The organism is Psychrobacter arcticus 273-4 (genome assembly GCF_000012305.1).
GTDB classification, from domain to species: Bacteria; Pseudomonadota; Gammaproteobacteria; order Pseudomonadales; family Moraxellaceae; genus Psychrobacter; species Psychrobacter arcticus.
Genome location: NC_007204.1, coordinates 1,205,752 through 1,228,656 on the forward strand (window position 1 = coordinate 1,205,752; position 22,905 = coordinate 1,228,656).

The window sequence follows — 22,905 nt, forward strand, 5'->3', positions numbered from 1 at the left end:
CGATATTTTATCGTGCTTACCGCAATCGAAACACTTATTAGATTTATATGGCGATGTGAGCGATGTAGGTCTAATTAGCCGGATGGAGCGCCCAAAAGCATTGATTGATCATATATGGGAGACGCCCGAATACGACTTTTCGGAAAATGCGCCTATGTATATAAAAGCAAGAGTAAGTGAATTATGAACTATTAGTAATAAAACCTAATAAGTAAAAAACACAGCCCACCTACACGGTGGGTTTTTTAATGCCTAAATTTGACGGATGACAACAATGGCGATTACTCAAAACGATTTAGAGATACTAAAATCCGAGATTATGGCTGACACGCCAGACGGCGGCGGACTGCCAACGGGTATCGCTGTCATTGATGGCGTATCTAACAACTTATTTCCTGACGTATCGGACATTGACCGCTTAATTGGTCGCGTGCGTCTTCGCAAGGTCTCGCTAGCAGTCAAGACGGCTAATGCTGACTTATTGCAAGCGACGCGCATGCTATTCACTGAACTGCCAGCAAATCCGAATATCAGCGTCTTTGCCTTTAAAGCGACTAGCTTTGCAGATAGACGGGTTGATGCTCAAAACAAGATTGAGAGCTATCTAGCATTTGGCACTAAGTGGGCAGGACATTTGCTTGAGACTCAATTAGCAGGTCAACGCGTCATTCAGATATCACTTGATAAAGGCGATGCGATACCAGCTATTGATAAGCCACTTGTATTGATACAAAACGAAGGTCAGTCAGACGAGTTTTATCAGTACATTCGACCAACCAAGGTTGACACGGTTGAGCGACGTTTTCAGGTAACGCTGGATAAGACAGTGACACGTATCATCGTCACTATTGAGTTTGGTGATACGCTAACCAAAACATTTACAGGCTTAACTGTACCTGAGTTTTATAACAGTATAAGCACTAGCCGGCGCGCTATTTTACGTGAAGCACGTGTTGCTGATGCTGCTAAGTATTACAGCGCGTCACGATTGGCTGAGCCGGTAATAGCCATGCAATCGCGTCAAGTGGTGGTCAATTCGATTTATACGCAAGTTGTGCCATCCACGCAAGTTGAAACGCCGTTGCTACAAGTAGACCCTGTTAATCAAGGCACGTCACAAGCGGTTGGTACTAACACCATACTTATTAATAAAACCATCAGTGCGACTGCTAATACCAGCTTTAACTTAACCAGTGGCGTTGCTATGGGCTCGCTAACACTGACGGTTGCTGATATCACACTGACAGACACTAAAGGCGAGCTACGCACGGCGCTAGGCGTGTCGTACGGCGCGATTAACTACGGTACAGGTCAAGTGACTTGGTACAGTAATATGAATAAAGGTCAGGTGGCGGTAACAGGTAGCTATAAACCTGCCTCGGATATTACCCGTGTCGCTCAAACTGATTATCAAATAGTCGGTGGCAATGCAGGTTATAACTATGTTCGTGAGCTAGGTACTGAACCGTTAGCAGGTAGCTTAAAGGTTAGCTATGTTGTGCAGGGTTCTGTTTATAACGTGACCGACGATGGACATGGTAATTTAGTCGATTTGAGTGGTAACGGTCGCGGCACAGTAACAGGCAGAACAGTGCTATTAACGACGGCCGCAATCCCTGACACTGACAGCTATATCATCTATAGTTTCGGCGTTGATCTAGATACTACGAAGATAGCTGACAAGGTTTTATCACCTGCTTATCATATTATTACGATACCCGATGGCATGCCAGCCAGTATCACAGTGACGTGGGGAGTTGGTAAGACAGCAACGGTGACAAACGGTGTTATAACTGGCGATGCGACTGGCTCGCTGTCCGGCAATCGATTGCTATTGGCACCAAATATTACCGTCGACAAAGGTACTGAGTTTACATTATCGTACAGCCGTCCATTGCCGGCATCGGCGCTCAGTTATAGCGACACCCAAGCAGGTCGAGTACTGTCATTCAATATGGGCGGGGCGATTACGAAAGGTCAAGTAAGACTGGATATCAATACTAGCCAAGGTTTATTTTTAAACGTGGTATTGAGTACAGTTGCAAATTCTAATGCACTTGTCGTGTCGTCTGTGTCTAAGTCCAACTATGACATACCCGTGAATGCAGGCGAAGTTGATCCAAGACTGAGTTTTGTGATTGAATCGAGCAACGTCGATAAGCTGACAGGCAAGATTGACTTAACATTCTCAGTCAAAATAACGACTAAATTTACTTATATTGTGCATCGTAGCTTCTTTCGGTCCGATTACACGAAGACTGTATATAAAAATAACTATCCCGTAATAACGTCAACAGGTATTAATGCTGTCGCTGTTAAAGATGACCTTGTTGAGACTATCAATAGCACAGTCATTGTACAAGACATGCTAGCGTCATTAATCACTGGTCAGTCGCAATCGCTATTAGCTGGCTCAGTATTTCTTAACGCGATGGGTGCAAGTATTAATGATAAAAATGGCGTACTTTATAGCGGCGATGTTGCGGTTGGCAGTGTTGATTACGGCGCCGGCTTAGCGACACTAACAAATTGGACTGCTGCTGCTATCAATAAAGTCACGGCAACGTCATTAGTGGTACAAGAAGCCCCGTTGCCGGTGGCAAATATCATCTTTAGAACGCCAAGCGCACCGCTTAAAGAAGCGTCTTTCCAGATGAATGTAACGCTTGACAATGGCACGGTTATGTCGCTGTCAACAGACGCGCAAGGCGGTATTACTGGCAGCGCATATGCACATGGTCAAGTTGATTTTAAATCAGGTGTGATAGCACTGTATTTTTACGAAAAGTTAAAAGTGGCTGATAACCCAACTGTCATTAATGAGCCATGGTATGCCGCCACTAATATCTATGCTGAAGGCGGTTTTGATTACATTAATAGACCGATTGACGTTAAGCCGGACTCAATCCGCTATAACGCAGTTGCTTATAGTTATTTGCCGCTTGATAAAGAATTGATTGGACTGGACCCAGTACGCTTGCCTACCGATGGTCGTGTGCCATTTGTACGTAAAGGTGACTCGATAGCGATTACTGAGCTTAAAACAATGGTGCTACCGACCAATGCGCCCAATGATACGTTTAACTTAGGGTTTACGCGGCTATCTGATGTCAATGTGGTTGATAGCACAGGTAAAAAGGTTAGCTTTGATTATCTTGATATCGACCTTGACGCAGGCGTCTTGACGCTTAACGCTTTGTTTGATATGACGCTTTATACCGCGCCACTGACTGCTAAATTCCGCATTATGGATATCGCGCTAGTCATTGAGACAGACATATCAGGTCGTGTGACACTATCGACCGTTATCACGCATAATTACAGTACAGCGGCAGTATTTAGCTCAATGCTGCTGGCAGGTGACATGCAATCGCGTGCGTACGGTGTGTTTAGTCAAAAATCATGGGGTAGTGTGTTTAGCGATACATTGCTTGGCGATGCGGCAACGTCACAGCTGCAAGTGACTAACAACCCTATTGTCGTGACTAATCGTGATGCAATCGAAGAACGCTGGGCGCTAGTGTTTACCGGATCAACATCATTTAGGATTATCGGGCAAACAGTTGGTGAGATTGGCGTTGGCTCAACAGGAACGGTAACAAGCCCATTAAACCCGATGACATTACAGCCTTATTTTACGATACCTGTAGAAGCATGGGGTAGTGGTTGGGCTGCTAATAATGTGGTGCGATTTAATACGGTAGCAGCTAAATATCCGGTGTGGATAGGTAACGCGATACAGCAGCACACAGGTAGTAGTGCTGATAATTATGATTTTACGATTGGCTATCACGCCAACATTGATAGAAATAGAGGGTAAGTTATGATTAACATATCAACAAGACCAGCTATTGGTGATGGTGCGACTTGGGCTTGCTCAACGCAGTTTGGCGCACCTCAAATGGCAGGAAATGCAGGCTCAAATGGACAAATGCTTCAAGTTCTCGATGCAATCCTTGTTAACGGATTTAACTCTCAGGTCTCTACAGGGATAGAACTACTACTTGATGGATTTGTAAAAATAAAATTTGGCACTGCTGTAGGTTATCAAAAGCGTCAGAAATTACTTATCTCGGGTGCAGATGATAGTAATTTAAATGGCGAGCATATTATCACTCAAGTGATTGGTAATGATTTTGTTATAAAAGCGCCTGCTGTCACCGTCACTACCGGAACAATAACAACAAAGGTTGCTCCATTGGGCTGGGAGTCAATATTTGGCAGCTTGGATCCACTTAAGCGCGCATATCGAAGTAAAAACCCGAATACAACGCAGTCTGTTTTGTATCTTGATATGACTATACCTGCAAATAGCGGATATGACGCCACAAACCCACCAAAGCGAGCAATGGTATCTATTTGCAAAGATATGGTTGAGCTTGGTGTGCAAATAGGTAGTTACACAGATGGTACTAATGATTACGCAACAAACCCTAACGGCAGTTTATTTTGGAGACAAAAGCATTCTGGAAGTTCGAGTGGTACCGCTGGTATTGTAACTACATCCAAACCTAGTCCATGGACTATAGTTGGTAATGGAGATTACTTTTATTTTATGGTTGAATGGACAAGCTCTACTTATGTCTACATTGAAGGATTGAAGGACTTGTATTGTTTTGGTGATATGCCAAGTGTTTTGGGATCGTTGGACGAGTGGTGTTGCGCTTGGGCAGGATGTTACAGTGTAAATGACCTGAGTACCTCGCGCACCGCGTCCTTTAATGGCGCATCTATCGGATCGCAAGACGCAAGGTTTTTTATATCACGTCATGACGGATTGATTGATATGCCGGGCTTTGCTTTTAGTTGTGGGGGTGTTCCGGGGAGTTATACTTCTGGGAATGCTGGCACTATCTCATTCCCAAATCCCACTAGTAACTCTATGATTGTAAGTAGCATTTACTCTATATCATCAGGGGCATTAAGGTCTTACGTGCCTAGACTGCTGTCGGTACAACACACATTGGATACTAACTATACGCTATATAACAATACATTTATTGACGGAGTTCTGCTTGTTTCTATGAGTAACAATAATGCATCCACACCATCATTGCGTGTAGCTTATTTTGGTTTTGATATGGGAGATTAGTTAAATGAGTGCTGACACAGTAACGCTATTATCTACAATTGGTTTTTCGTCTGATAAGTCCAATTTAGTGCCAAAAGGCAATGGGTTTATAAATTTAAGCCTACCTCTTCATTTATCATCAACAACCATTGGCGCTTTGATTGTTGGGACAGTAAAAGAGAGTGGCTTGCCGGTATCAAGACGCGTTTTTTGCTACTTACGTGAAAATGGCAGCTTGGTTGCCACGACAACCTCGAATGCAAGTGGTGAGTATCAGTTTGATGGGCTTGCGCTAAACCCTGATTATTACATTGTATCGTTAGATGAAAACGGCGATACAGTGCAATATAACGCCGTTATTCAAGATTTAATAAGAGCTACCAAGGTGATGGTATGATACTAGCAAGTAACGCTAAAAACGCCATGCTACAAGGCTTGGTAGACACGTTAAACGTAGGAACTAATGCCAAACTGTCAATATATATCGGTACAGAAGCCGCTGCGGTGTTTGATATGCCTAACCCTATTGAGCAAAGTATAGTTAATGGGGTTTTAACGTTTAATCTACCTACAAAGGTGTTAGCCACGATATCAGGGCAGCCAACCAACGCCAAGCTAGTAGATAGCGCAGGCGTCGAGGTTGCTGAGTTTAATGTGAGTACTGAGATAGTGCTCGATAAAGCAAGTATTTATTCAGGCGGTTATGTTAGCTTAATAGCGTTAAGTATCACCATCTAAGGGCATATTATGGCTGACTTTATACCAAGCTCGCAGCTAAACTTTACCGAGTTGCGGCAGCCAACCAGTGATATCCAGTTTGGTGCGTCAGGCGCAGCAAATAATGATGTTAATGTCCGCATATCAGCAAACATCAATGCGACCTCAGCAGGACAAGCTCTTAGTGCCGAGCCTTTGACCGGCGTTAGCATCCATGCTTTTTATCAGCTTAACGCCACAGCATCAGGTACAGCAAGTTATGACTCAAACGTTGACCGTCTAGCAACTCATGATGTTAGTAGTGATATGCAAAACGGTAAATTGACAGGTATTGATAAGCGTAGTGGCTACGAGAGTAACGAGCAATTATCTACTCAAGTGCTTGTAAATTGGCAGCAATCATCACTTATTGGTACTGATAATCAGGCTATATTTGAGAGCAATGAGAAACTACAAACAAGTAGTAAGCCAGTGTTTGAGTCGTCAGAGCTTATTGGCACACCAAGCAAACAGTTATACGAGTCTCAGGCATTTATGGCGCATAGTCGAGCTATTAGTAATGAGGGTGCTGACCGTATTAGTATTAGTAATTGGTTTGGCTATGAGGCGATGCTTAAGCGTCAAACTGAGCGCCAGATTGTTTACGAAGGCGCTGATTGGCTTGGAAGATATCGCAATTACTCGAATCGAGCGGCGCAGGTACTAGCTAATGATTTTGCTGAGTTAATAGAGACAGCCAAAGTTATCTATAGTGCACACTCAGAACGCTTTATCATCATAGACAACTCTGTGCCGATAAAATCGATTGACCTAGTATTGCTTGACTTTACTTGTAGGTGGTACGCCGCTCAAACTGAGTTAAGTTTTGGTGCAAGCTGTCAATATCAAAACCCTCTGCCAGACTACAAAACAGGAGTTACATTTGTGACAAACAGCGTGTCATTAACGCGCTCAGATGATGGGCGTGAGATTAAACTGCTAGACTTTAGCGTGGGCATCGATAGTAATAGCTACGCATGGTCATTTAGCGCCACTGTGCCGTTGTCTGAGCTATCAAAAGTCAATACGGCATTAGAGCAGCGGATAGGTGTTGAGTTTACGTGTAACGGCAATCTATGGCGATTTATCTTAGATGGTTGTGACGATAGCATCTCGTTTGGCGAAAGCTCATTAACGATAAAAGGAAAATCACGCGCGATGCTGCTGGCAAGTCCTTATGCTGCCGCTCGTGACTTTAAATACACCACAGCACTAAGCGCGAGACAGATAGCTGAGGATGAGTTAAACCGAGGCGGCGTACCGTCAGGCTTTACGCTTGACTGGCAGCTTGCAGGAGTGAACGGCTGGAACGTGCCAGCCAATACTTATAGCTATACTGGCAAAACGCCTATCAATAGCTTGCAGTGGATAGCAGAGGCAGCCGGTGGCTTTATCAATGCTGATATGAGTGCTGATATTATCCACATGCTTGAGCAATATCCCATTAAATCATGGGAATGGGCATTGCAGACGCCTAGCATTAACTTGACTCAATCACTGATTACTAGCCGTAGTCGTGGCCGTATTAATAAGCCGGCTTATAACGGCGTATTGCTCTATGGTGAGCATGACACGAGTTTTGGCGGCTTGATTAAGCGCACAGGTACAGCCGGAGGTTATCAACCGCCGATGATCACAAGCGACTTAATGACCGACCAACTCGCAGCTATCAGCCGAGGCAAGATGATACTGAGTGACACGGGCGATATTGGTAATATTGGTATCTCAATGCCACTGGTTGCTGATGTTGGCGTGTTAAAACCATCAACCTTAATCGGCGTGAATGATGGTGAGTCGTGGGTGGGTATGGTCAGAGGTACGACTATCACAGGTCGCCCATCTAGTAATAGAGCGTTAGAGGTTGACCAGTCCATCAATGTTGAGCGTCATTTTGACAAGGGGTGATTATGAGCGGTAATTTATGGATGCTATTTAAGGGTATCACTGAGCAATCAGCGCAGCAAATCGCTACTGTACTTGCACGTAATGGCAATAGCTATGACGTGCAGGTATTAGGCGGTGGCATATCGGTTGCGACTAGTAGCGTGGCTTATGTTGTTGGCGATAAGGTTTTTGTCAGGGATGGGCAGATAGTTTCCCAAGCCCCAAACTTAACTTATGTAGAGATAGATATATGACAGACATTAAAAAAGACGATAGCTCAAAGATTATCAAAGTAGCAGGACAAGAGATTGTCATCAAGCGCGTGAAGGTTAAAAACTTGACCGAAGTGACGCGCGCCTTTCAGCCTTTTGTTGCTGAGTTTGAGCGCATTGTTAAGGCTAAAAAAGGTATGCCAGAGAGCGAATTGATGGCACTTATTGGCACCTTTGCAGATGAAGCGGTGATACTAGCTACGATATTAACCGATCAATCACCATCATTTTATCAAGAGCTTGATCCGCTCGACTTCTTCACCGTCATGCAGGAGGTGGTAGCGTTCAGCGGTGATTTTTTTATGCGTCAGATTTTCACACCCCTAAAGCAGCTGGGGGCACAACTAGCGTTACTTGGTTCGACAGCTTATTACCATTCTACAAAATCGGACTCAGAGAATCTGACATCTTAGATATGGTTTTTGGTGAATGGTGGGGCTTGTCTCATGCGCTGGCAAGAGACAAGCAGCAAGATATTAAGAATATGGCAATTGCTATGCGAGTAGCGCAGGCAGATGCGAAAGGTTGGAAAGAGTTTATGAAAGACTAGCGTAACAATTTACAATCGGTTAAAGTTGAGTAAATAACCAATCAATTGGATATCCAGCAATGGACATTAAAAAAATACTCATTATTGCAGCAATAGTCTTGCTTGCTTTTATTGGCTTTAATTACTATAGCAGTGCTCAGTCTCAAAAGGCTCGCGCTGTTCGTGTGGCTGAAACCGAGGCATTGCGCAATCAAATTAAAATCAGAGAGATAGACCAAGCAAGAAATACTCAGATTCAACAGGATCGAGAGGAATTAGAGGGAATGCCGGTTGCCGCGCAAAAGATAATAGCCACTAAAGAATCTCAGACAGAAGGTGGAGTTGAGTACCAAGACATTAACGCGCAGACAGAAGATAGGGCTAAACTTGATGATGTTATGGATCGATGGAGTGACGCTAGCATATTAGCAAGCAGAACATCGAGAATAGCGTTATCTAATGTAGTTCAAGATATGCAATCATTAAGGCGTGAGGCAGATAAACTTGTTGTCACGCCATGCCTTACAAGGGCGCAAGCAAACTTATTGGTGGGTATGGATTCAGAGCTTACGGGATATTTGAAATTTATGGCAGATTCCGATGCTAGTATCACGCAAGATATTGTTGGAAAGTATGAAGCGTTCGCCAAGTATTACGAGATAGTTAAAAAATGTACTGACTGACTTCATTGTAAATAAAAAACCCACCGATTAAATGGTGGGTTTTTCTTTGTAGGCTATATAGAATCACTGTTCTGCATATTTTAGGAACTAACTATTGTATAGTCTGCAAATTTTCAGAGTGGTATTAAGCTGGGTAGCTATACCAAATGCGAACGCCAATAAGAATCTCATGCCCTTTTTTGTCAGTAATCGTTTTGCTTTCAAGTTGCATAAACTCATGGTCTGGATGATCTGCAAAAAAGCTAGACATAAACTTAGCGCAATCCATACGGACAGCTTCGTTGTTACTTGGACTGTAATCATCAAAACCCGAGCTTGGATTATATTCAGTAAATATTATCTTGCGTTTAGGTTTTCCCTTTAATACATAGGTGTTTTCAAGAGCAGTAACAAATTCTTGGGTAATCGAACGCCCATTATCCTTGGCAGATTTTTCGATAATATCCTTCAATTCTTTGGGCATACGAAAGTTCGCTTGGGTTGTTTCTGACATTCTAGTATCCTTTTATGAGTTAGTGATATTATTAAAGCATAATGCTTGCAATAAATAAAGCATTATGATTTAATAAACATGCTTTATAGCAAAAAGGCTATAAGCAAACACAAAAAAGCCTCATACATTACTTTCGACGGAATTGTATGAGGCTGTTAACCCAAATCAAAAGGAATTAACATGACTAGTTTAACAGTTTACGCGCCACAAATCACTATTCTTGACCATATAGTAAGCACCATTGATGGTCTTTACTCTCTTAATGATTTACATAAAGCAAGTGGAGGAAGGGTAAAACACAAACCTGCATTTTTTCTGAGAAATGAGCAAACTAAAGAGATTGTGACCGAGTTGCAGATCTGCAACTCGCCTGAAGAGGTTCTAAGAGTGCAGCGTGGCGGTACTAATCAGGGTACATGGGTTTGCAAGGAATTAGTTTATTCCTACGCTATGTGGATAAGTGCAAAATTTCATATAGCTGTTGTTCGAACGTTCGATGCTTTAATCACACGTACTGATGCCAAACAACGAGAATCCCTAGTTGCTGCTTGCGATAAGTTAGCAATAGGTAATACATTGCGTAGTGAGGTGTACACCATAGTCGCCAATCATTTTGGTTATGAGAAAGTGACGCAGATACCCGCGCCATTACTTCCTGAAGCAGTCGCATTTGTTTACGAGATGATATTAGCTCGTCAAAAACCAGTAAAAACGGTAAGTGATGGCGTCCTTATGAATAATCGCATGTGGAATGATGTTGGTTTTGTCAAGACCGAGCAGATGTGTTGGATGACTAAAGACTTATCTACCTTACTTGCACAAGTTAGTGAAAAGGTCAGTGAAATAAAAAGAGCGCAAAATACTATTTTCGACAGTTTTAATGAGCAGAAATGGAATGGTTTGACTCCAGAACAGCTTGAACGAGTAGACAAGCAAGGCAAGCTCTTTCTCTAAGAGACTGATTTATAATTAAACAAGAGCCTTACATTTATTTGTAGGGCTTTTTCACTTAACCTAAAAGAGATTGTTATGACACCAGAAAAACCCATGATAGATATTAATTACGTTACGCCTGAGCAATTCCCAGATAACTATAAAGTTTGGGGCGATGACGGCTTTGAACGCATCAACAATCTGTTAGATAAAGCAGTTCATCTTGTTAGCAGAAAAGCTAAAGGCGAGGTCATGATCTATGCTGGATTATCAGACAATAAAAGCAAAGCGGGTAAAAAACCAGTAGTATTTATTGATTGTGATAGCTTGAATCGCTACTACATTGACGAGCGCCATATTAAAGCTGGAAAACTACCCAAACCCGATAGGGCAAGCGCCTTTAAATAACTAAAGAATAAATTAATAAGCTCACTTTAATTAGTGGGCTTTTTTATGCCCAAAATTCGAGGTGAGACAATGTCAGGTGATTTAGATTTTAACGTGCAACTGCGTGTACTTAATGAGCAGTTTAATAACGGCATCAACCAAGCGCGTGATAAGTTTACGCAGTATGCTCAGTCAGTACAGCGCAACGTAGCGCAGATGAATACTGATACCGAGCGAGCATCAACCATGCTGGCAGGGCTTAATAATATTAGCTCGGATAGACTGACGGCTGAGATAAGAGCCACAGCTGATCAGTTACGGCAGATGGGCGCAGGCGCTAATATATCAGGTGAGCAAGTTGAGTCAGCAATGCAAGCGTCGGCGCTGCAAGTCATACGACTTGGCAGACAACTGGAGGTTGCACGTTCGGAGGCAGTACGATTAAGCCAGACCAATACCAGTCCGGAGGATATCGAGCTGGCAGCCGCTAACGTCAATCGATTAGAGCAAGAGCTAAACGGTGCTCGTAGCGCCAGTGTCAGCTTAGCAAATGAGCTGTCAGGTGCGATGAATCGTGCCAGCACAACCGCTGACAATGCGCGTAATGCACTCTATCGCATGGCCAACATACGGGTGCCGGAAACAATACGTGGTGAGATTGATAGTATCAGCCGAGCATTGGTTGATTTTCAGAATAATAGCGGTCGTCCTGCAGCTGAAATCGAGCGAGCAACACGAGCGGCTGAGGAGCAAATCAGACGGCTTGAGAATGAGTTAAATGGTGTTGATGACACGATAAGACGGACAGATGTAAGTACGGGAGGTCTAAGCAGTGGCGTCGGTAAGCTTAAAAATGCTATGAGTGGATTAGCAGGGCTTTTGGCAGCGGCAGGTCTTAGTATTGGTATAAGTGAGATTATCCAAACAGCTGATGCGTTCATCTTGTTAGAGGCTAAGATTAAGCTTGCTACAGGTGAGGGCGCAAACTTTGTTAATGGCTTTAATGGCGTTAAGCAAATTGCTGCTGAAACACTCTCAAGTGTAGAAAACACAGGCGAGCTATTCGCTCGTATCACACAAGCGTCCGAGATGTTAGGATTAGCGCAAAATGATGTTTTAGGTATTACAAAAACTATTAACCAAGCTATTCAGCTGTCAGGTGGCAGCGCTGCCAGTGCGGACGCTGCAATCACCCAATTAATTCAGGGATTGCAATCTGGCGTAGTACGTGGCGAAGAATTTAACAGCATCATGGAACAATCCCCACGTTTGGCTAAGGCAATGGCGGATGGTCTGGGCGTGACTCGTGGTGAACTACGAGCCATGGCGCAAGATGGTAAGTTAACGTCAGAGGTAGTCATTAATGCGGTACGCTCGCAGGGTGAGGCGATAGGTAAAGAGTTTGAAACGCTACCTGCTACCGTTGGCAATGCTGTTCAGACGATGAAAAACACATTGTTCTTATTCATTGGTGATATCAATGAAGTAGTCAATCAATCAGGCAAAATGGCTGCGGGGATTGATCATATTAGCAAGGCAATAAAAAATATTGACCCTGCGACTATGGCGGCCTTGAACCTTAAGTTTGAACAGACAGTTGAAATGGTAAGCGTGTTATTTACGACTATAAAGGATTTATACACGGGCTTTAGTGACCTGATAAGCATCATGGATTTAACCTCTAAATCAGGCGAAAAGGTAGGGTTGATAACAAAATTTATCCAACAAGCCAGCGTCGCTATGGGCGTTATGATTGATGGTGTAAAAGGCTTTTCGATTATCGCTGATAGCGTGTTTGGCACTGTTAGCGGAATTATTGGTAGCGTCTTAATCGGCATCGCTAAAATGAACGGCGAAACGTCCACTATGGGCGAAGAGCTTATGCGTAAGCAAGAGGAGTTGCACGCACGTTCAGAGCAAAAGATGATGGATTTTCAGTCATCAACCGGTAAAGCTTGGACGGAAATGAACAAGACGGCTCAAGATAGGCTTAATGACACACTTAAGGTGGCAACCGATAATTACGATGAAATGGTGGCTAAGGGCACTATATCAGCGGAAGCAATGGAAGAGCAGTATATCAAGGTAGCACTCGCCAAGATTGCCGCCAATAACATGATCGTCAGCGATGATGACCGCCTTGATTTAGCGCAAAAGGACTTGCAAGCAACTATTAGTGATACTGGCGAAGTCATCATTGAATCGGCAAAAGGCGTGCAGGCTGCCTATCTTGGCGTTGGCGAGAGCTTTGCAGAGGTCGCAATAAAAGCTCAGGTTTCTGGCACCTCAATGCGTGAATCGCTGACTGATGCAGTACCAAAGGCGCAAACGATAGGCGCGGTCGATGATATTATTTCATCTCTTAGTGCACTTGGTAGCCAGGGCAAAATATCAGGCGAAGATATGGCGTTCGGCATCAACATGGCTAATGAGCGTTACAAAGAGATTGAGGAAAACTTTGCCCGTTATGCTGCTAAGAGCATTAAAGACAATAATGGCATCGTCACAAGCGAGCTAGAGAAGGCAGCAGCCTTGCAAGGCTTAGCAGTACAAGCGACTGAAACAGGTGGGGTGTTAGTCACGCAGCTTGACAAATCAACCTTGGCTAGCACGCGCACTAAGGACGAGATAGATAAACTGGCAGGTGCGGCGGGTGTAGGTCTTTCCGCAGGGTTCATGAAATCTAAAGAAGGGCTTAATGAATTAGTAGATGGCTATGATGATTTAGAAAAGGCAGGTTATGACGCAGGCGGTGCAGTGATTAATGCGCTAACTGAAATGTCCAATAAGGCATCTAATACTGCTGAGATAGAAAACCTTACTATCACATGGAATGAGCTGTATAAAGAAGGAAAAATAACAGGTCAAGAGCTTGCAGACGGCTTAGAGCAAGTCGAAAACCGCGCCAATATCCTAAAAGACGGAATTAATGGCGTTACCGAAGCTTACGGCTTCTTGGGGTTAAAAACCCGCGAAGAATTAGGTAAAGACTCTAAAGCTCACACTGACGCATATAATATTATTTTAGAAGACGGCAAAGCCACAGCTGAACAGATAGATGAGGCGTTTTTAAAGACTGCCAAATCTAACATCGCAGCCAATGGCGGCGTTATTGATGCGGTCACAAAGCGAATGGCTGCTGAGCGCGGCGTAACAGTTGTTCTTGATGAACAGAAGCGTGTAACCGTTGAAAAAATGGGACAATCAGCCAAGGCAAACGATAAGGTAACAACGTCTGTTGGTCGTATTAAAACAGCTTATGACGGCATAGCATCAAGTGCAGGCAGTGCAGGTAATGCCATGGTGCAATCAGCTAACAATGCAGCATCTGCTTACGATAAGTTGCAGCAAAAGATTAAAGACGTCAAAGAAGCGCAAGCGGTTTCTGGTGGTGATGAAACGCTTAAAAACTTGCGAGTTTATGGCACTGAGAAAGCGCCGGCTGAAGGTAATCAATTCGGATCAAAGCTGGCGGTTGAAAACTTTTTTAAATCAGCGGGTCTATCTGTAGAACGTGCGGCAGAAGAAGCTCGCAAACTATACGCCAAGCAAGGTACAGCAGATGGCACGCTAAATTTTGGTAAGCTGCAAGGTTTTAAAGACGGTCAAGTAATGACTGCTTCTGATATCGAAAAGTTTAAAAGCGCATCAGTATATCTTGCTGAAATAGCGAGTCGCGCGCGTGACGATGAGCGTCAGAAAAGTAAGTACGAATCAAGTCTTAATAAGATACCTGATTCAGCGTTGCAAGCGGTTAGCAGTCTAAATAAGCAGCCTAGTTTTGATACGGGCAGCAATACTATTGGTAGCAAGAGTTATGACGTCAAGTTTACACTGGGCGGCATAACAGCAAATGCAAGTGTGCCGGAATCTCAAGCGGCAGTGTTTGAGCGCATGATGCAAGAATTACAAGCAAGTAAAGCAATCGCAGGTTACTAGCCACTCAATGAGTGGTTTTTTATTATCTAAAATTTGAGGAAAGGCACATGCCACACAACACGCCATTTTGGGACATTATTTTGCTAAAGCTCTTGGTATTTCTGCCGAAAGTATTCGCTGCAGTCATTGGCGCTATCTTCGGATTAATGCTATCAGGTGACATTGGCAGGGACGGCAAGATACAGGTAAATCTATCAGTCATTGTTAAGTTTACAATCGCAGTTACTATCTCACTATTTGGCGGTGCAGCTCATATTGAGTTTATGGGCTATCAAAATTATAGCGTCATGACACATGGGGCGATCATGCTCGTATGGGCAGTTTTCGGCATGCTAGCGATAGGCATTGTTTATCAAGCAGTGGCGCTCATGCAAGGGAAGCCAATATCATCAATAGCAAGAGAGATTAAAGACGCGGCGTTTGCGATATTTGGCAAATAATAATCAGTATTAAATATAGCCCCTTAATTGGGGTTTTTTTTGGGGTGGAATATGTCACATGATGAGTTTTTTAAATGGTTGAAATCAAAACAGGGCAACGGCAAGCTGACGCAAACGCAAGTTGATGGCGCGAATGCGGTCCTATCGGTAGTCAGAGCTGATGTGCTGCAAGATTTTATATCGGCGCTTACCGGGTGGTCTGTTAACGATGATCGTGCGATGTCGAAAGAGGGTATTGACCTACTCAAGTTTTATGAGGGCTTAAAGCTAAAAGCCTACCAGGATACCGGTAAGGTTTGGACTATCGGCTATGGGCACACATCGGCTTCTGGCGGTATGAAAGTCTATCAAGGGCTTGTAATCACACGCGAGCAAGCAGAGCAGTTATTAAAAGACGACTTGGCGCGTATGACCTATCCTGTCGTTGACGACTTGGTAAAAGTGCCATTAACACAAGGTCAGTTTGATGCTATGTGCTCGTTTATCTACAATCTTGGCGAAGGGCAGGTAAGTAAATCAACATTGCTACGACTGCTAAACGCAAAAGACTATAAAGGCGCGTCCACTCAGTTTGGTAGATGGGTTTTTGATAACGGCGTTGAGCTGGACGGCTTGATTGCTCGTAGAGCAGCAGAGCGCAAACTTTTTGCCTCATCTGGTGATTTATGAATCTAATCTTACTGTTAAAGTTTTGGCGTGAAATAGCTATCACTGTTTTAATCATTGCGCTGCTAGCAGTATGGTCGCTGTATGCAAGTCGCGGCGATGCTATCAAGCAGATTAAGACAGATCACGAACTTCAGCTAACAACACTGAAAGCAAACTACGTTGAAACAGCAAGACAAATTGAGAGACAAGCTTATGAGCAGACAATACAGGCAGCTAATGACGCGAAAGCACGTGAGCAAGTTATCATTGCTGATGCTGCTAGCGCCCGTGATGCTGTTGCCAGCCTGTCAGACACAATCGACAAGCTCAGTGCCAACGCTGCAGCCGATGCCAACTTTAGAATCGAGTATTCCAGAACGACAGGCAACTTACTCAAAGAATGCAGCGGACAATATATCAGCATGGCAGAAACGGCTGATAGAATTGCAAACGACTTACGAGCAATCCAAAGTGCCAATAAGCGGTGATTAATAACTAGCGTTCCTCACATCTGAGGAGCGCTTTTTTATTTGCCTGAAATTTGAGTTGTTTCCAAAATGGAAATAACTGAAATTACTCGGTAGTTGGTCTAAACACGTCTAAGTTGGTCTAAATAATCCGCCCAACGCTGCATCATGTCTCTACGCTTATCAATCATTGTCACACGATTATAGGCACGGCCGTTGGCGTCACGCACGTTATGGCCAAGCTGTAATTCTGCCAACGTCTCACTAATACCTAATTGCTCAACCATTAGCGTTCGAGCAGATGCGCGGAACCCATGAGGCGTGTGAACGTCTTTATATCCTAATCGCCACAAGAATTTGTTGAGCTGTTGCTGATGCTCAAATTTTTCTTTGCGCCTACTATTATAAAACACGTATGGCGTTTTGCTCGTAAGTGCGTGAAGTGCTCGTAAGTGCTCGATAGCTTGTGTTGGTAGCGGTACTACTAGGCTAGCCACCATATCGCCACGGTTGCCCGTTTTCTGTGGGCTGAACGTCCATGTCTTAGCGTCAAAGTCGATAGCATCCCAACGCATTGAGCACATATCACCGTTACGCTGGAACAGCAGAGCTTGCAGCTTTAGTATGTTTTGAGCATGGCCGTAAAAATCAGTGACGCTATCAATATCGCTTAATAACTTGCCAAACGCTATAGGCTCAATAATCGCATGATGGTGTTCTGTCTTTGGCTTTGGCAGCATTAAGTCAGCCACAGCTATAGCAGGGTTGTTATCAATATAACCTTGCCCGATAGCTAATGCAAAAATGCGCTGACATACACCGCGTACGCGCTTGGCCGTCGGTATGGTTTTCTTTTCAATATCTTTGATTGCTCGCAGTACATCAGGCGTCTTAATATGATCAATAGGCATGCGCCCGATATATGCTGCAGCATAAGCGATATGTGTGCGCTTTTGCTCAATAGTACGATGCTCAAACTGTTTTGACGCTATCTGTGATTGCAGCCACTCATCTGCCAACTCGCTGAATGTTGGCATAGCTCGCTTTTTATTGTGAGCATCTTGATGGTGAAATACCGGATCAATACCGCCAGCTAACAATGATAAATTATTGCGGTACATATCACGGGCTTGCTCAAGTGTAAAAACGGGATAGGCGCCCAGGGTAAAGTTTTTACGTTTGCCCGTAACAGGGCTAGTAAATCGATGGCGAAATGTAGTAGTCTTATTATCTCGAATATAAAGATTCAAACCTTTATAACCTTGAATAGTGTAAACTTCATCACCGCTGTCATGCTCTTTGATAGCTTGTTTGATTTGTGAGTCGGTTTTAATGCCAGCATCTTTTAATTTTTGGTTAGCCATTTTGATTACCGTTTGATTACCACTTGATTTGACATAGATTGCAACAGTTTGGAACGGTATGCAATAGCAGTGAGTTAAAAAGGCTGTAATCATGGGGTGTTGCAAGGTCTGTCAGGCTGTTGCAAACCATATCAAACAAACTGCCTGATGGAGTCGCTTTTTTTTGCCTAAATTTTGATAGCAGTTTTTATAAATAGTTAAAAAATGGTCGTTTTATATAACAAGTCCTTCATTGTAAAGGGCTTTTTTTCGCCTAGCTTTTGTCTTATTTTAAACTTTAAGTAAAATATATAAGTTAAAATACAATGTAGTAACTTTTATTAACAATAAGATTAATACAAAGCATTTTAGAGTCTGATGATGAAAGTGTTTGTTTGGCTGTCCCTAGCTTTACGCTTTTTAATCCCAGCCTTTAGCAGCATGATAATTATCGACAGAGGCAACAGGGTTACGACCAAATAGATTATAATGACAATGTAGAGAGCAGTCATAGCAAAGCTGCTATTATTAGTCAGCTATCAGTCAGCCTTATGGTTATAATTATTACCAGCGCTGACTGAGCGCATTGCATACAGCGATGTTACACGATACGATAGTCAGTCATTGGTTAGGCATTCGGCAGCTTTTTTAACATTATTTATTTTCTCAATATTTTCTTTGTCATTGAAAGTCTATAAACCCATTTTAGATACGTAGGATAGTAGAGTTGCATGAGTGATATCCAAGACCCGCAGCTGGTATTACAGCGTCGTATACAGCAGCGTCAGATTTTAGCGATGATGGGTATCAATCACTGGGTACAGCCAAGCTCAGAAACCCTTAATATCACTGATATTGCAGCACCTACTGTAATGCCCAGCATGGCTCAGTCTGTTTCTACTACTAGCAATATCAATACACAGCTATATACTGAACAGCCATATACTGAACAGCCAGTTGTCAGTATCGTAAATCCAGATGAAGCAAACGTTAAAATATCAGATAGTGCAGCTTCTATAGCAAACTTAGCAACTAATAGAGGTACTGACCATAATGTCTCTGATTATCCTTATAATGAAGCGGCAACTGACGATCTCCAAGACATAAGCGCGCATACCTTTAACGAGCAAAGCCCCGTTACTTATAGTTTTGATGCAATTAGCCCTGATACCACAGTTGGCTCTAAGATAGACACGGTCGTTCAACAGGCCGTTGCCCCGTTTGAGGAGCAGGCATTCTCTAATGACAATCATTATGACAATACTTTTAAAGTAGCGCCGTTCGACTTACAAGGTGGTCGTTATGGCGATTGGGTAGTCATCGCTGATATTCAGTCGCTTAATAATGACAGCCAGAAACTTTGGCAAAATATTACACAAGCACTATCAATCTCTTGTGAGACGACATCATTCCCTATCTGTGAGGGGATGGATACTGCTGAGCTTGCCAATGCCAGTTTTGCTGGATATGTCTTCAAAATTGGGCGCAGCGAAGAGATAAAAGTAGCGACACTAACGCCATTGCCTGAAGGGCTTGATCATCCCAATTTGACTACTGCACCAACGTTAGATGAAATGCTTACTGATAGCAGCTTAAAGCGCACGCTTTGGGAGATGATTTCTGGTGCGGCTGATTAACCATGAAGGTTTTGATTCGTTTGTTATAAGCAATACAGTCGTTAGCAACTAAAATAAAAACGTAAGAAGTGTGTTAATTATTAATTTTTAAATCCCATAAGTTTTAAATCCCAACTAACAACGATGATCCCATCAAACTTAGGATGATAGTCATGTCTACAAACGCAGCCTCTACAATTGAACATCACCGTTTACCTAACTTTTCGGCTGGACCTGCTACGATACCGACCGCTGTATTATCACGTGCTCAAGCAGAGTTGCTTGACTGGCAAGGACGTGGCGTATCGGTGATGGAAATCAGCCATCGTAGTAAAGAGTACATCGCCATTACTGAAAAAGCGGAAGCCAAACTGCGTTCATTGATGGACATTCCAGACAATTATAAAGTGCTGTTTTTACAAGGCGGCGCTAGCTTACAGTTTTCAGCCATTCCATTGAACCTGTTAAATGGTGGGCGCGCAGACTATCTAACGACGGGCGCTTGGTCAGGTAAAGCGATTAAAGAAGCACAGCGTTATGCCAATCTAGGCCTTGGTGAGGTTAATTTGGTTGCCACAGGCAAAGACAGTCACTTTACTGATGTGCCAGCCCAAAGTGACTGGAACCTGAGCAAAGATGCGGCGTATTTCCACTACTGTGCCAATGAAACTATTCATGGTTTGCAAGTATTTGAGCCACCACAAGTTGATGCGCCCATTATCGTTGATATGTCATCTTGCATTTTGTCACAGCCGATTGATGTGTCTAAATTTGGGATGATTTACGCCGGTGCACAAAAAAATATCGGCCCAGCAGGACTGATTATTGTCATCATTCGCGAAGACTTATTAGGGCAGGCAAGTGAGTGGTGCCCGCTACTAATGAATTATGAACATCAAGCCGAAAAAGAATCTATGTCAAACACGCCAGCGACGTATTCTTGGTACTTGGCAGGGCTGGTCTTTGATTGGTTAGAAGAGCAAGGCGGCGTTGCTGCTATCGGCAAAATCAATCAACAAAAAGCGGATTTGCTCTATAAAACGATTGATGATAGTAGCTTTTATAGCAATCCAGTCGACCCTAAGTATCGTTCTATCATGAACGTGCCGTTTACGTTGGCTGACAGCAGTCTTGATAAGGTATTTCTAGAAGAGTCAGCGGCAGCAGGTTTACTGCATCTAAAAGGTCACCGAGATGTCGGTGGTATGCGTGCCAGTATCTACAATGCGGTGTCGTTAGACTGGGTACAGCAACTGGTCGACTTTATGATTGCGTTTGAAAAGAAACACGCTTAAGTTAGTACGGTTTTTGGAAAAAAGACGCACTTTTTTATGAGTTGCGTCTTTTTTTATGAGAATTAGCGTTACTTTAGGGTGAATAATGCGTTATGCAGCAACGTTAACGCTGCAAACCATTAGGTTAAAAAACCTAAGTTTGCTATGATAAAATTTTGCGGTACTTACGGTTTTCAATTATCTTGCAGCATTTAAGTAAATTCTCACCATATTTATTGGGCTAGCACAGGGGTTTGTTATAACTTTATTATGATAAAAAATACCATGCTAAAAACCGTTCTATTAGTGGCAATGGTGAGCTGGATACCAGTCAGTATCGCAGTGCCAATCACCACTACTGCGCTTGGTCATAATAGTCCTGCTGAGTATGTTGATGCGCCCTTTATGCCTTATGCCAATCCAAATGCGCCAATCGGTGGTACGTTATCGCTTGATGCGCGCGGCACTTTTAATGCTGCTAATAAATGGATGACCACGGGTGTGGCGATGGCTGGTACCGACTATCTATATGATACCTTGATGACTGGCTCATTAAATGAAGCCTTTACCATGTATCCGCAGCTGGCAAGTAAGGTCACTTATGACCCTGATGACACCAGCTGGATTATTTATCATATCAATCCTGCCGCGCGCTTTTGGGATGGGTCACCGGTGACCAGTGGCGATGTAAAAGCGACTTACGACGCGATACTGAACAAAGGGCCAATGTATATTCGCAGCTATTTAGGTGATATTAAAGATATTCAGGTTATTGATAAACAACAAGTAAAATTTATCTTTGCCTCCGATGACAATAAAGAGATTTTATTAACGGTTGGTCAGTTTCCTGTTTTTGCTAAGTCTTCTATCGATGCTGATTTTGAAAAAATCAGCTTAACGCCATTGATGGGTAGTGGACCTTATAAACTAGGCCGCGTCGATGCGGGGCGTTCGGTCAGCTATGTACGTGATCCTGACTATTGGGGTCGTGATTTGATGGTCAATCGTGGTCGTTATAATTTTGATATGATTAAGTTTGTCTATTATCAAAGTGATGAAATTGCTTTTGAAGGTTTTAAATCTGGTCAATATCGCTTTCGCCCAGAGAATAAAGCGTCCAACTGGGCAACTGGTTATAATTTCCCAGCGGTAAAAGTGGGTCTTATCAATAAAGAAGCCATAAGCAGTCAAAATCCAGTGCCGATGCAAGCACTCGTCATGAATATGCGTCGGCCTATCTTTCAAGATATTCGTGTCCGTCAAGCATTAACCGCAGCTTATGATTTCGAATGGATGAATAAAACCTTATTTCATGGGCAGTATGAGCGTTTGCAAAGCTTCTTTCATGGCTCAGAGCTTGCCGCCACTGGTACGCCGACAGATGCAGAGATGCAGGTGTTAAGTCCATTATTATCTAAGCTTGAACCAGTGCAACGCAAAACGGTATTAATGGAGTGGCAGCTGCCAACCAGTGACGGTAGTGGCTTTAATCGTGAAGGGTTGTTAAAAGCGCGGCAGCTGTTGTTAGATGCTGGATTTTATTATGATGATATGAAGCTATATCAGCCTGATGGTAAGCTGGCTCAGATTGAGATTTTGATGACGGGCGAAACCATGGGTCGGGTGCTGTTGCCTTATATTCGTAATCTAAAGCGTTTAGGCTTTGATGCGACGCTACGCCAAGTGGATGGTCCACAATATTATGAGCGTGTGCGTCGTTTTGATTATGATATGGTGGTCGATGTATTTGCCCAGAGCTTATCTCCTGGTGCTGAGCAAGCAGCATTTTGGGGCAGTGCGGCGGCTGATGAGCCTGGCAATCATAATACGGCCGGCATAAAAAATGCCGCTATCGATACAGCGACAACGTTGCTTGCTAATGCTAAAAATCGCGACGAAATTGTACTATATACTCAGGTGCTTGATCGCCTGCTGCGTGCAGGTCATTATTTAGTGCCGCTATATGGTAAGTCTGGTACCAATGTCGCGTATTGGAATCAATACCGTCATACTGAAAAACTGCCATCTAATGCCATCGGTATTGATTACTGGTGGACGGACAAAAAAGCAGAAGCTCGGGTTAACCAGTATTTAAAACAATAAGTGATAATGGTAGTGACAGCAAAAGTGATTTGAAAAAAATTAATAGACATTAGCAATAAAGATAACC

Annotated in this window: 20 protein-coding genes; 18 read left to right on the forward strand and 2 right to left on the reverse strand. The window is 43.3% G+C overall.

Annotated elements, in window-relative coordinates:
- The first annotated feature begins 274 nt into the window (after nucleotides 1-274).
- From PSYC_RS05330 to PSYC_RS05365, 9 genes are read left to right on the forward strand one after another with little or no spacing between them, the layout of a single operon-like run.
- Complete coding sequence (locus PSYC_RS05330; protein ID WP_049750922.1) at nucleotides 275-3,820, forward strand: hypothetical protein; 3,546 nt, start codon at nucleotides 275-277, stop codon at nucleotides 3,818-3,820.
- Between the two features lie 3 nt (nucleotides 3,821-3,823).
- Nucleotides 3,824-5,092, forward strand: coding sequence for a hypothetical protein (locus tag PSYC_RS05335; RefSeq protein ID WP_011280294.1), 1,269 nt, complete (start codon nucleotides 3,824-3,826; stop codon nucleotides 5,090-5,092).
- Between the two features lie 4 nt (nucleotides 5,093-5,096).
- Nucleotides 5,097-5,468, forward strand: coding sequence for a hypothetical protein (locus PSYC_RS11250; RefSeq protein ID WP_011280295.1), 372 nt, complete (start codon nucleotides 5,097-5,099; stop codon nucleotides 5,466-5,468).
- The gene (locus PSYC_RS05345) at nucleotides 5,465-5,809 is read left to right on the forward strand and encodes a hypothetical protein (RefSeq protein WP_011280296.1); all 345 of its coding nucleotides are present in this window, start codon (nucleotides 5,465-5,467) and stop codon (nucleotides 5,807-5,809) included. Before PSYC_RS11250 ends, PSYC_RS05345 begins: the two co-directional genes overlap by 4 nt.
- A gap of 9 nt (nucleotides 5,810-5,818) precedes the next feature.
- Entirely contained in the window at nucleotides 5,819-7,732 is a 1,914-nt protein-coding gene (locus tag PSYC_RS05350) for a hypothetical protein (RefSeq protein ID WP_011280297.1), read from the forward strand.
- Between the two features lie 2 nt (nucleotides 7,733-7,734).
- A complete protein-coding gene (locus PSYC_RS05355; protein ID WP_011280298.1) occupies nucleotides 7,735-7,965 on the forward strand; it encodes a hypothetical protein in 231 nt (76 codons plus the stop codon).
- Nucleotides 7,962-8,396, forward strand: coding sequence for a hypothetical protein (locus tag PSYC_RS05360; RefSeq protein WP_011280299.1), 435 nt, complete (start codon nucleotides 7,962-7,964; stop codon nucleotides 8,394-8,396). The genes PSYC_RS05355 and PSYC_RS05360 overlap by 4 nt, the downstream gene beginning before the upstream one ends.
- Nucleotides 8,397-8,398: 2 nt before the next feature.
- Complete coding sequence (locus PSYC_RS11925; protein ID WP_011280300.1) at nucleotides 8,399-8,533, forward strand: hypothetical protein; 135 nt, start codon at nucleotides 8,399-8,401, stop codon at nucleotides 8,531-8,533.
- 59 nt (nucleotides 8,534-8,592) lie between these two features.
- Complete coding sequence (locus PSYC_RS05365) at nucleotides 8,593-9,195, forward strand: hypothetical protein (protein WP_011280301.1); 603 nt, start codon at nucleotides 8,593-8,595, stop codon at nucleotides 9,193-9,195.
- Nucleotides 9,196-9,319: 124 nt separating this feature from the next.
- Here the strand turns inward: PSYC_RS05365 and PSYC_RS05370 are convergent, their stop codons facing one another.
- Entirely contained in the window at nucleotides 9,320-9,688 is a 369-nt protein-coding gene (locus tag PSYC_RS05370; protein WP_011280302.1) for an Arc family DNA-binding protein, read from the reverse strand.
- 180 nt (nucleotides 9,689-9,868) lie between these two features.
- Between PSYC_RS05370 and PSYC_RS11380 the strand changes: the two genes are divergently transcribed.
- The 6 genes from PSYC_RS11380 (at nucleotide 9,869) to PSYC_RS05400 (ending at nucleotide 16,523) form a co-directional block, all read left to right on the forward strand.
- A complete protein-coding gene (locus PSYC_RS11380) occupies nucleotides 9,869-10,642 on the forward strand; it encodes a KilA-N domain-containing protein (RefSeq protein WP_011280303.1) in 774 nt (257 codons plus the stop codon).
- Between the two features lie 75 nt (nucleotides 10,643-10,717).
- Nucleotides 10,718-11,029, forward strand: coding sequence for a hypothetical protein (locus PSYC_RS05380; RefSeq protein WP_011280304.1), 312 nt, complete (start codon nucleotides 10,718-10,720; stop codon nucleotides 11,027-11,029).
- 45 nt (nucleotides 11,030-11,074) lie between these two features.
- The gene (locus tag PSYC_RS05385; RefSeq protein ID WP_083756034.1) at nucleotides 11,075-14,947 is read left to right on the forward strand and encodes a tape measure protein; all 3,873 of its coding nucleotides are present in this window, start codon (nucleotides 11,075-11,077) and stop codon (nucleotides 14,945-14,947) included.
- A gap of 47 nt (nucleotides 14,948-14,994) precedes the next feature.
- Complete coding sequence (locus tag PSYC_RS05390; protein ID WP_011280306.1) at nucleotides 14,995-15,387, forward strand: hypothetical protein; 393 nt, start codon at nucleotides 14,995-14,997, stop codon at nucleotides 15,385-15,387.
- 51 nt (nucleotides 15,388-15,438) lie between these two features.
- A complete protein-coding gene (locus PSYC_RS05395) occupies nucleotides 15,439-16,056 on the forward strand; it encodes a lysozyme (protein ID WP_011280307.1) in 618 nt (205 codons plus the stop codon).
- Nucleotides 16,053-16,523 (forward strand): hypothetical protein, encoded by a 471-nt coding sequence (locus PSYC_RS05400; RefSeq protein ID WP_011280308.1) that lies wholly within the window; start codon nucleotides 16,053-16,055, stop codon nucleotides 16,521-16,523. The genes PSYC_RS05395 and PSYC_RS05400 overlap by 4 nt, the downstream gene beginning before the upstream one ends.
- A 101-nt stretch (nucleotides 16,524-16,624) precedes the next feature.
- Here the strand turns inward: PSYC_RS05400 and PSYC_RS05405 are convergent, their stop codons facing one another.
- On the reverse strand, nucleotides 16,625-17,866 hold the full coding sequence (locus tag PSYC_RS05405; protein ID WP_041757634.1) for a tyrosine-type recombinase/integrase: 1,242 nt from the start codon (nucleotides 17,864-17,866) through the stop codon (nucleotides 16,625-16,627).
- A gap of 710 nt (nucleotides 17,867-18,576) precedes the next feature.
- On the opposite strand from PSYC_RS05405, the gene PSYC_RS05410 reads away from it, so the two are divergent.
- From PSYC_RS05410 to PSYC_RS05420, 3 genes are all read left to right on the forward strand, one after another.
- Nucleotides 18,577-19,482, forward strand: a complete 906-nt coding sequence (locus PSYC_RS05410; RefSeq protein ID WP_011280310.1) for a hypothetical protein — start codon at nucleotides 18,577-18,579, stop codon at nucleotides 19,480-19,482.
- Between the two features lie 152 nt (nucleotides 19,483-19,634).
- Nucleotides 19,635-20,756 carry a 3-phosphoserine/phosphohydroxythreonine transaminase gene (serC, locus tag PSYC_RS05415; RefSeq protein ID WP_011280311.1) on the forward strand — a complete coding sequence of 374 codons (1,122 nt, stop codon included), beginning with the start codon at nucleotides 19,635-19,637 and terminating at the stop codon, nucleotides 20,754-20,756.
- A 249-nt stretch (nucleotides 20,757-21,005) separates the two neighbouring features.
- On the forward strand, nucleotides 21,006-22,838 hold the full coding sequence (locus tag PSYC_RS05420) for an extracellular solute-binding protein (protein WP_011280312.1): 1,833 nt from the start codon (nucleotides 21,006-21,008) through the stop codon (nucleotides 22,836-22,838).
- Nucleotides 22,839-22,905: the final 67 nt, after the last annotated feature.

Excerpts from the sequence above, each read along its gene's own strand:
- PSYC_RS05330 (WP_049750922.1), top strand. The coding sequence starts at position 275 with ATGGCGATTACTCAAAACGATTTAGAGATACTAAAATCCGAGATTATG.
- PSYC_RS05335 (WP_011280294.1), top strand. The coding sequence starts at position 3,824 with ATGATTAACATATCAACAAGACCAGCTATTGGTGATGGTGCGACTTGG.
- PSYC_RS11250 (WP_011280295.1), top strand. The coding sequence starts at position 5,097 with ATGAGTGCTGACACAGTAACGCTATTATCTACAATTGGTTTTTCGTCT.
- PSYC_RS05345 (WP_011280296.1), top strand. The coding sequence starts at position 5,465 with ATGATACTAGCAAGTAACGCTAAAAACGCCATGCTACAAGGCTTGGTA.
- PSYC_RS05350 (WP_011280297.1), top strand. The coding sequence starts at position 5,819 with ATGGCTGACTTTATACCAAGCTCGCAGCTAAACTTTACCGAGTTGCGG.
- PSYC_RS05355 (WP_011280298.1), top strand. The coding sequence starts at position 7,735 with ATGAGCGGTAATTTATGGATGCTATTTAAGGGTATCACTGAGCAATCA.
- PSYC_RS05360 (WP_011280299.1), top strand. The coding sequence starts at position 7,962 with ATGACAGACATTAAAAAAGACGATAGCTCAAAGATTATCAAAGTAGCA.
- PSYC_RS11925 (WP_011280300.1), top strand. The coding sequence starts at position 8,399 with ATGGTTTTTGGTGAATGGTGGGGCTTGTCTCATGCGCTGGCAAGAGAC.
- PSYC_RS05365 (WP_011280301.1), top strand. The coding sequence starts at position 8,593 with ATGGACATTAAAAAAATACTCATTATTGCAGCAATAGTCTTGCTTGCT.
- PSYC_RS05370 (WP_011280302.1), bottom strand. The coding sequence starts at position 9,688 with ATGTCAGAAACAACCCAAGCGAACTTTCGTATGCCCAAAGAATTGAAG.
- PSYC_RS11380 (WP_011280303.1), top strand. The coding sequence starts at position 9,869 with ATGACTAGTTTAACAGTTTACGCGCCACAAATCACTATTCTTGACCAT.
- PSYC_RS05380 (WP_011280304.1), top strand. The coding sequence starts at position 10,718 with ATGACACCAGAAAAACCCATGATAGATATTAATTACGTTACGCCTGAG.
- PSYC_RS05385 (WP_083756034.1), top strand. The coding sequence starts at position 11,075 with ATGCCCAAAATTCGAGGTGAGACAATGTCAGGTGATTTAGATTTTAAC.
- PSYC_RS05390 (WP_011280306.1), top strand. The coding sequence starts at position 14,995 with ATGCCACACAACACGCCATTTTGGGACATTATTTTGCTAAAGCTCTTG.
- PSYC_RS05395 (WP_011280307.1), top strand. The coding sequence starts at position 15,439 with ATGTCACATGATGAGTTTTTTAAATGGTTGAAATCAAAACAGGGCAAC.
- PSYC_RS05400 (WP_011280308.1), top strand. The coding sequence starts at position 16,053 with ATGAATCTAATCTTACTGTTAAAGTTTTGGCGTGAAATAGCTATCACT.
- PSYC_RS05405 (WP_041757634.1), bottom strand. The coding sequence starts at position 17,866 with ATGGCTAACCAAAAATTAAAAGATGCTGGCATTAAAACCGACTCACAA.
- PSYC_RS05410 (WP_011280310.1), top strand. The coding sequence starts at position 18,577 with ATGAGTGATATCCAAGACCCGCAGCTGGTATTACAGCGTCGTATACAG.
- serC (WP_011280311.1), top strand. The coding sequence starts at position 19,635 with ATGTCTACAAACGCAGCCTCTACAATTGAACATCACCGTTTACCTAAC.
- PSYC_RS05420 (WP_011280312.1), top strand. The coding sequence starts at position 21,006 with ATGATAAAAAATACCATGCTAAAAACCGTTCTATTAGTGGCAATGGTG.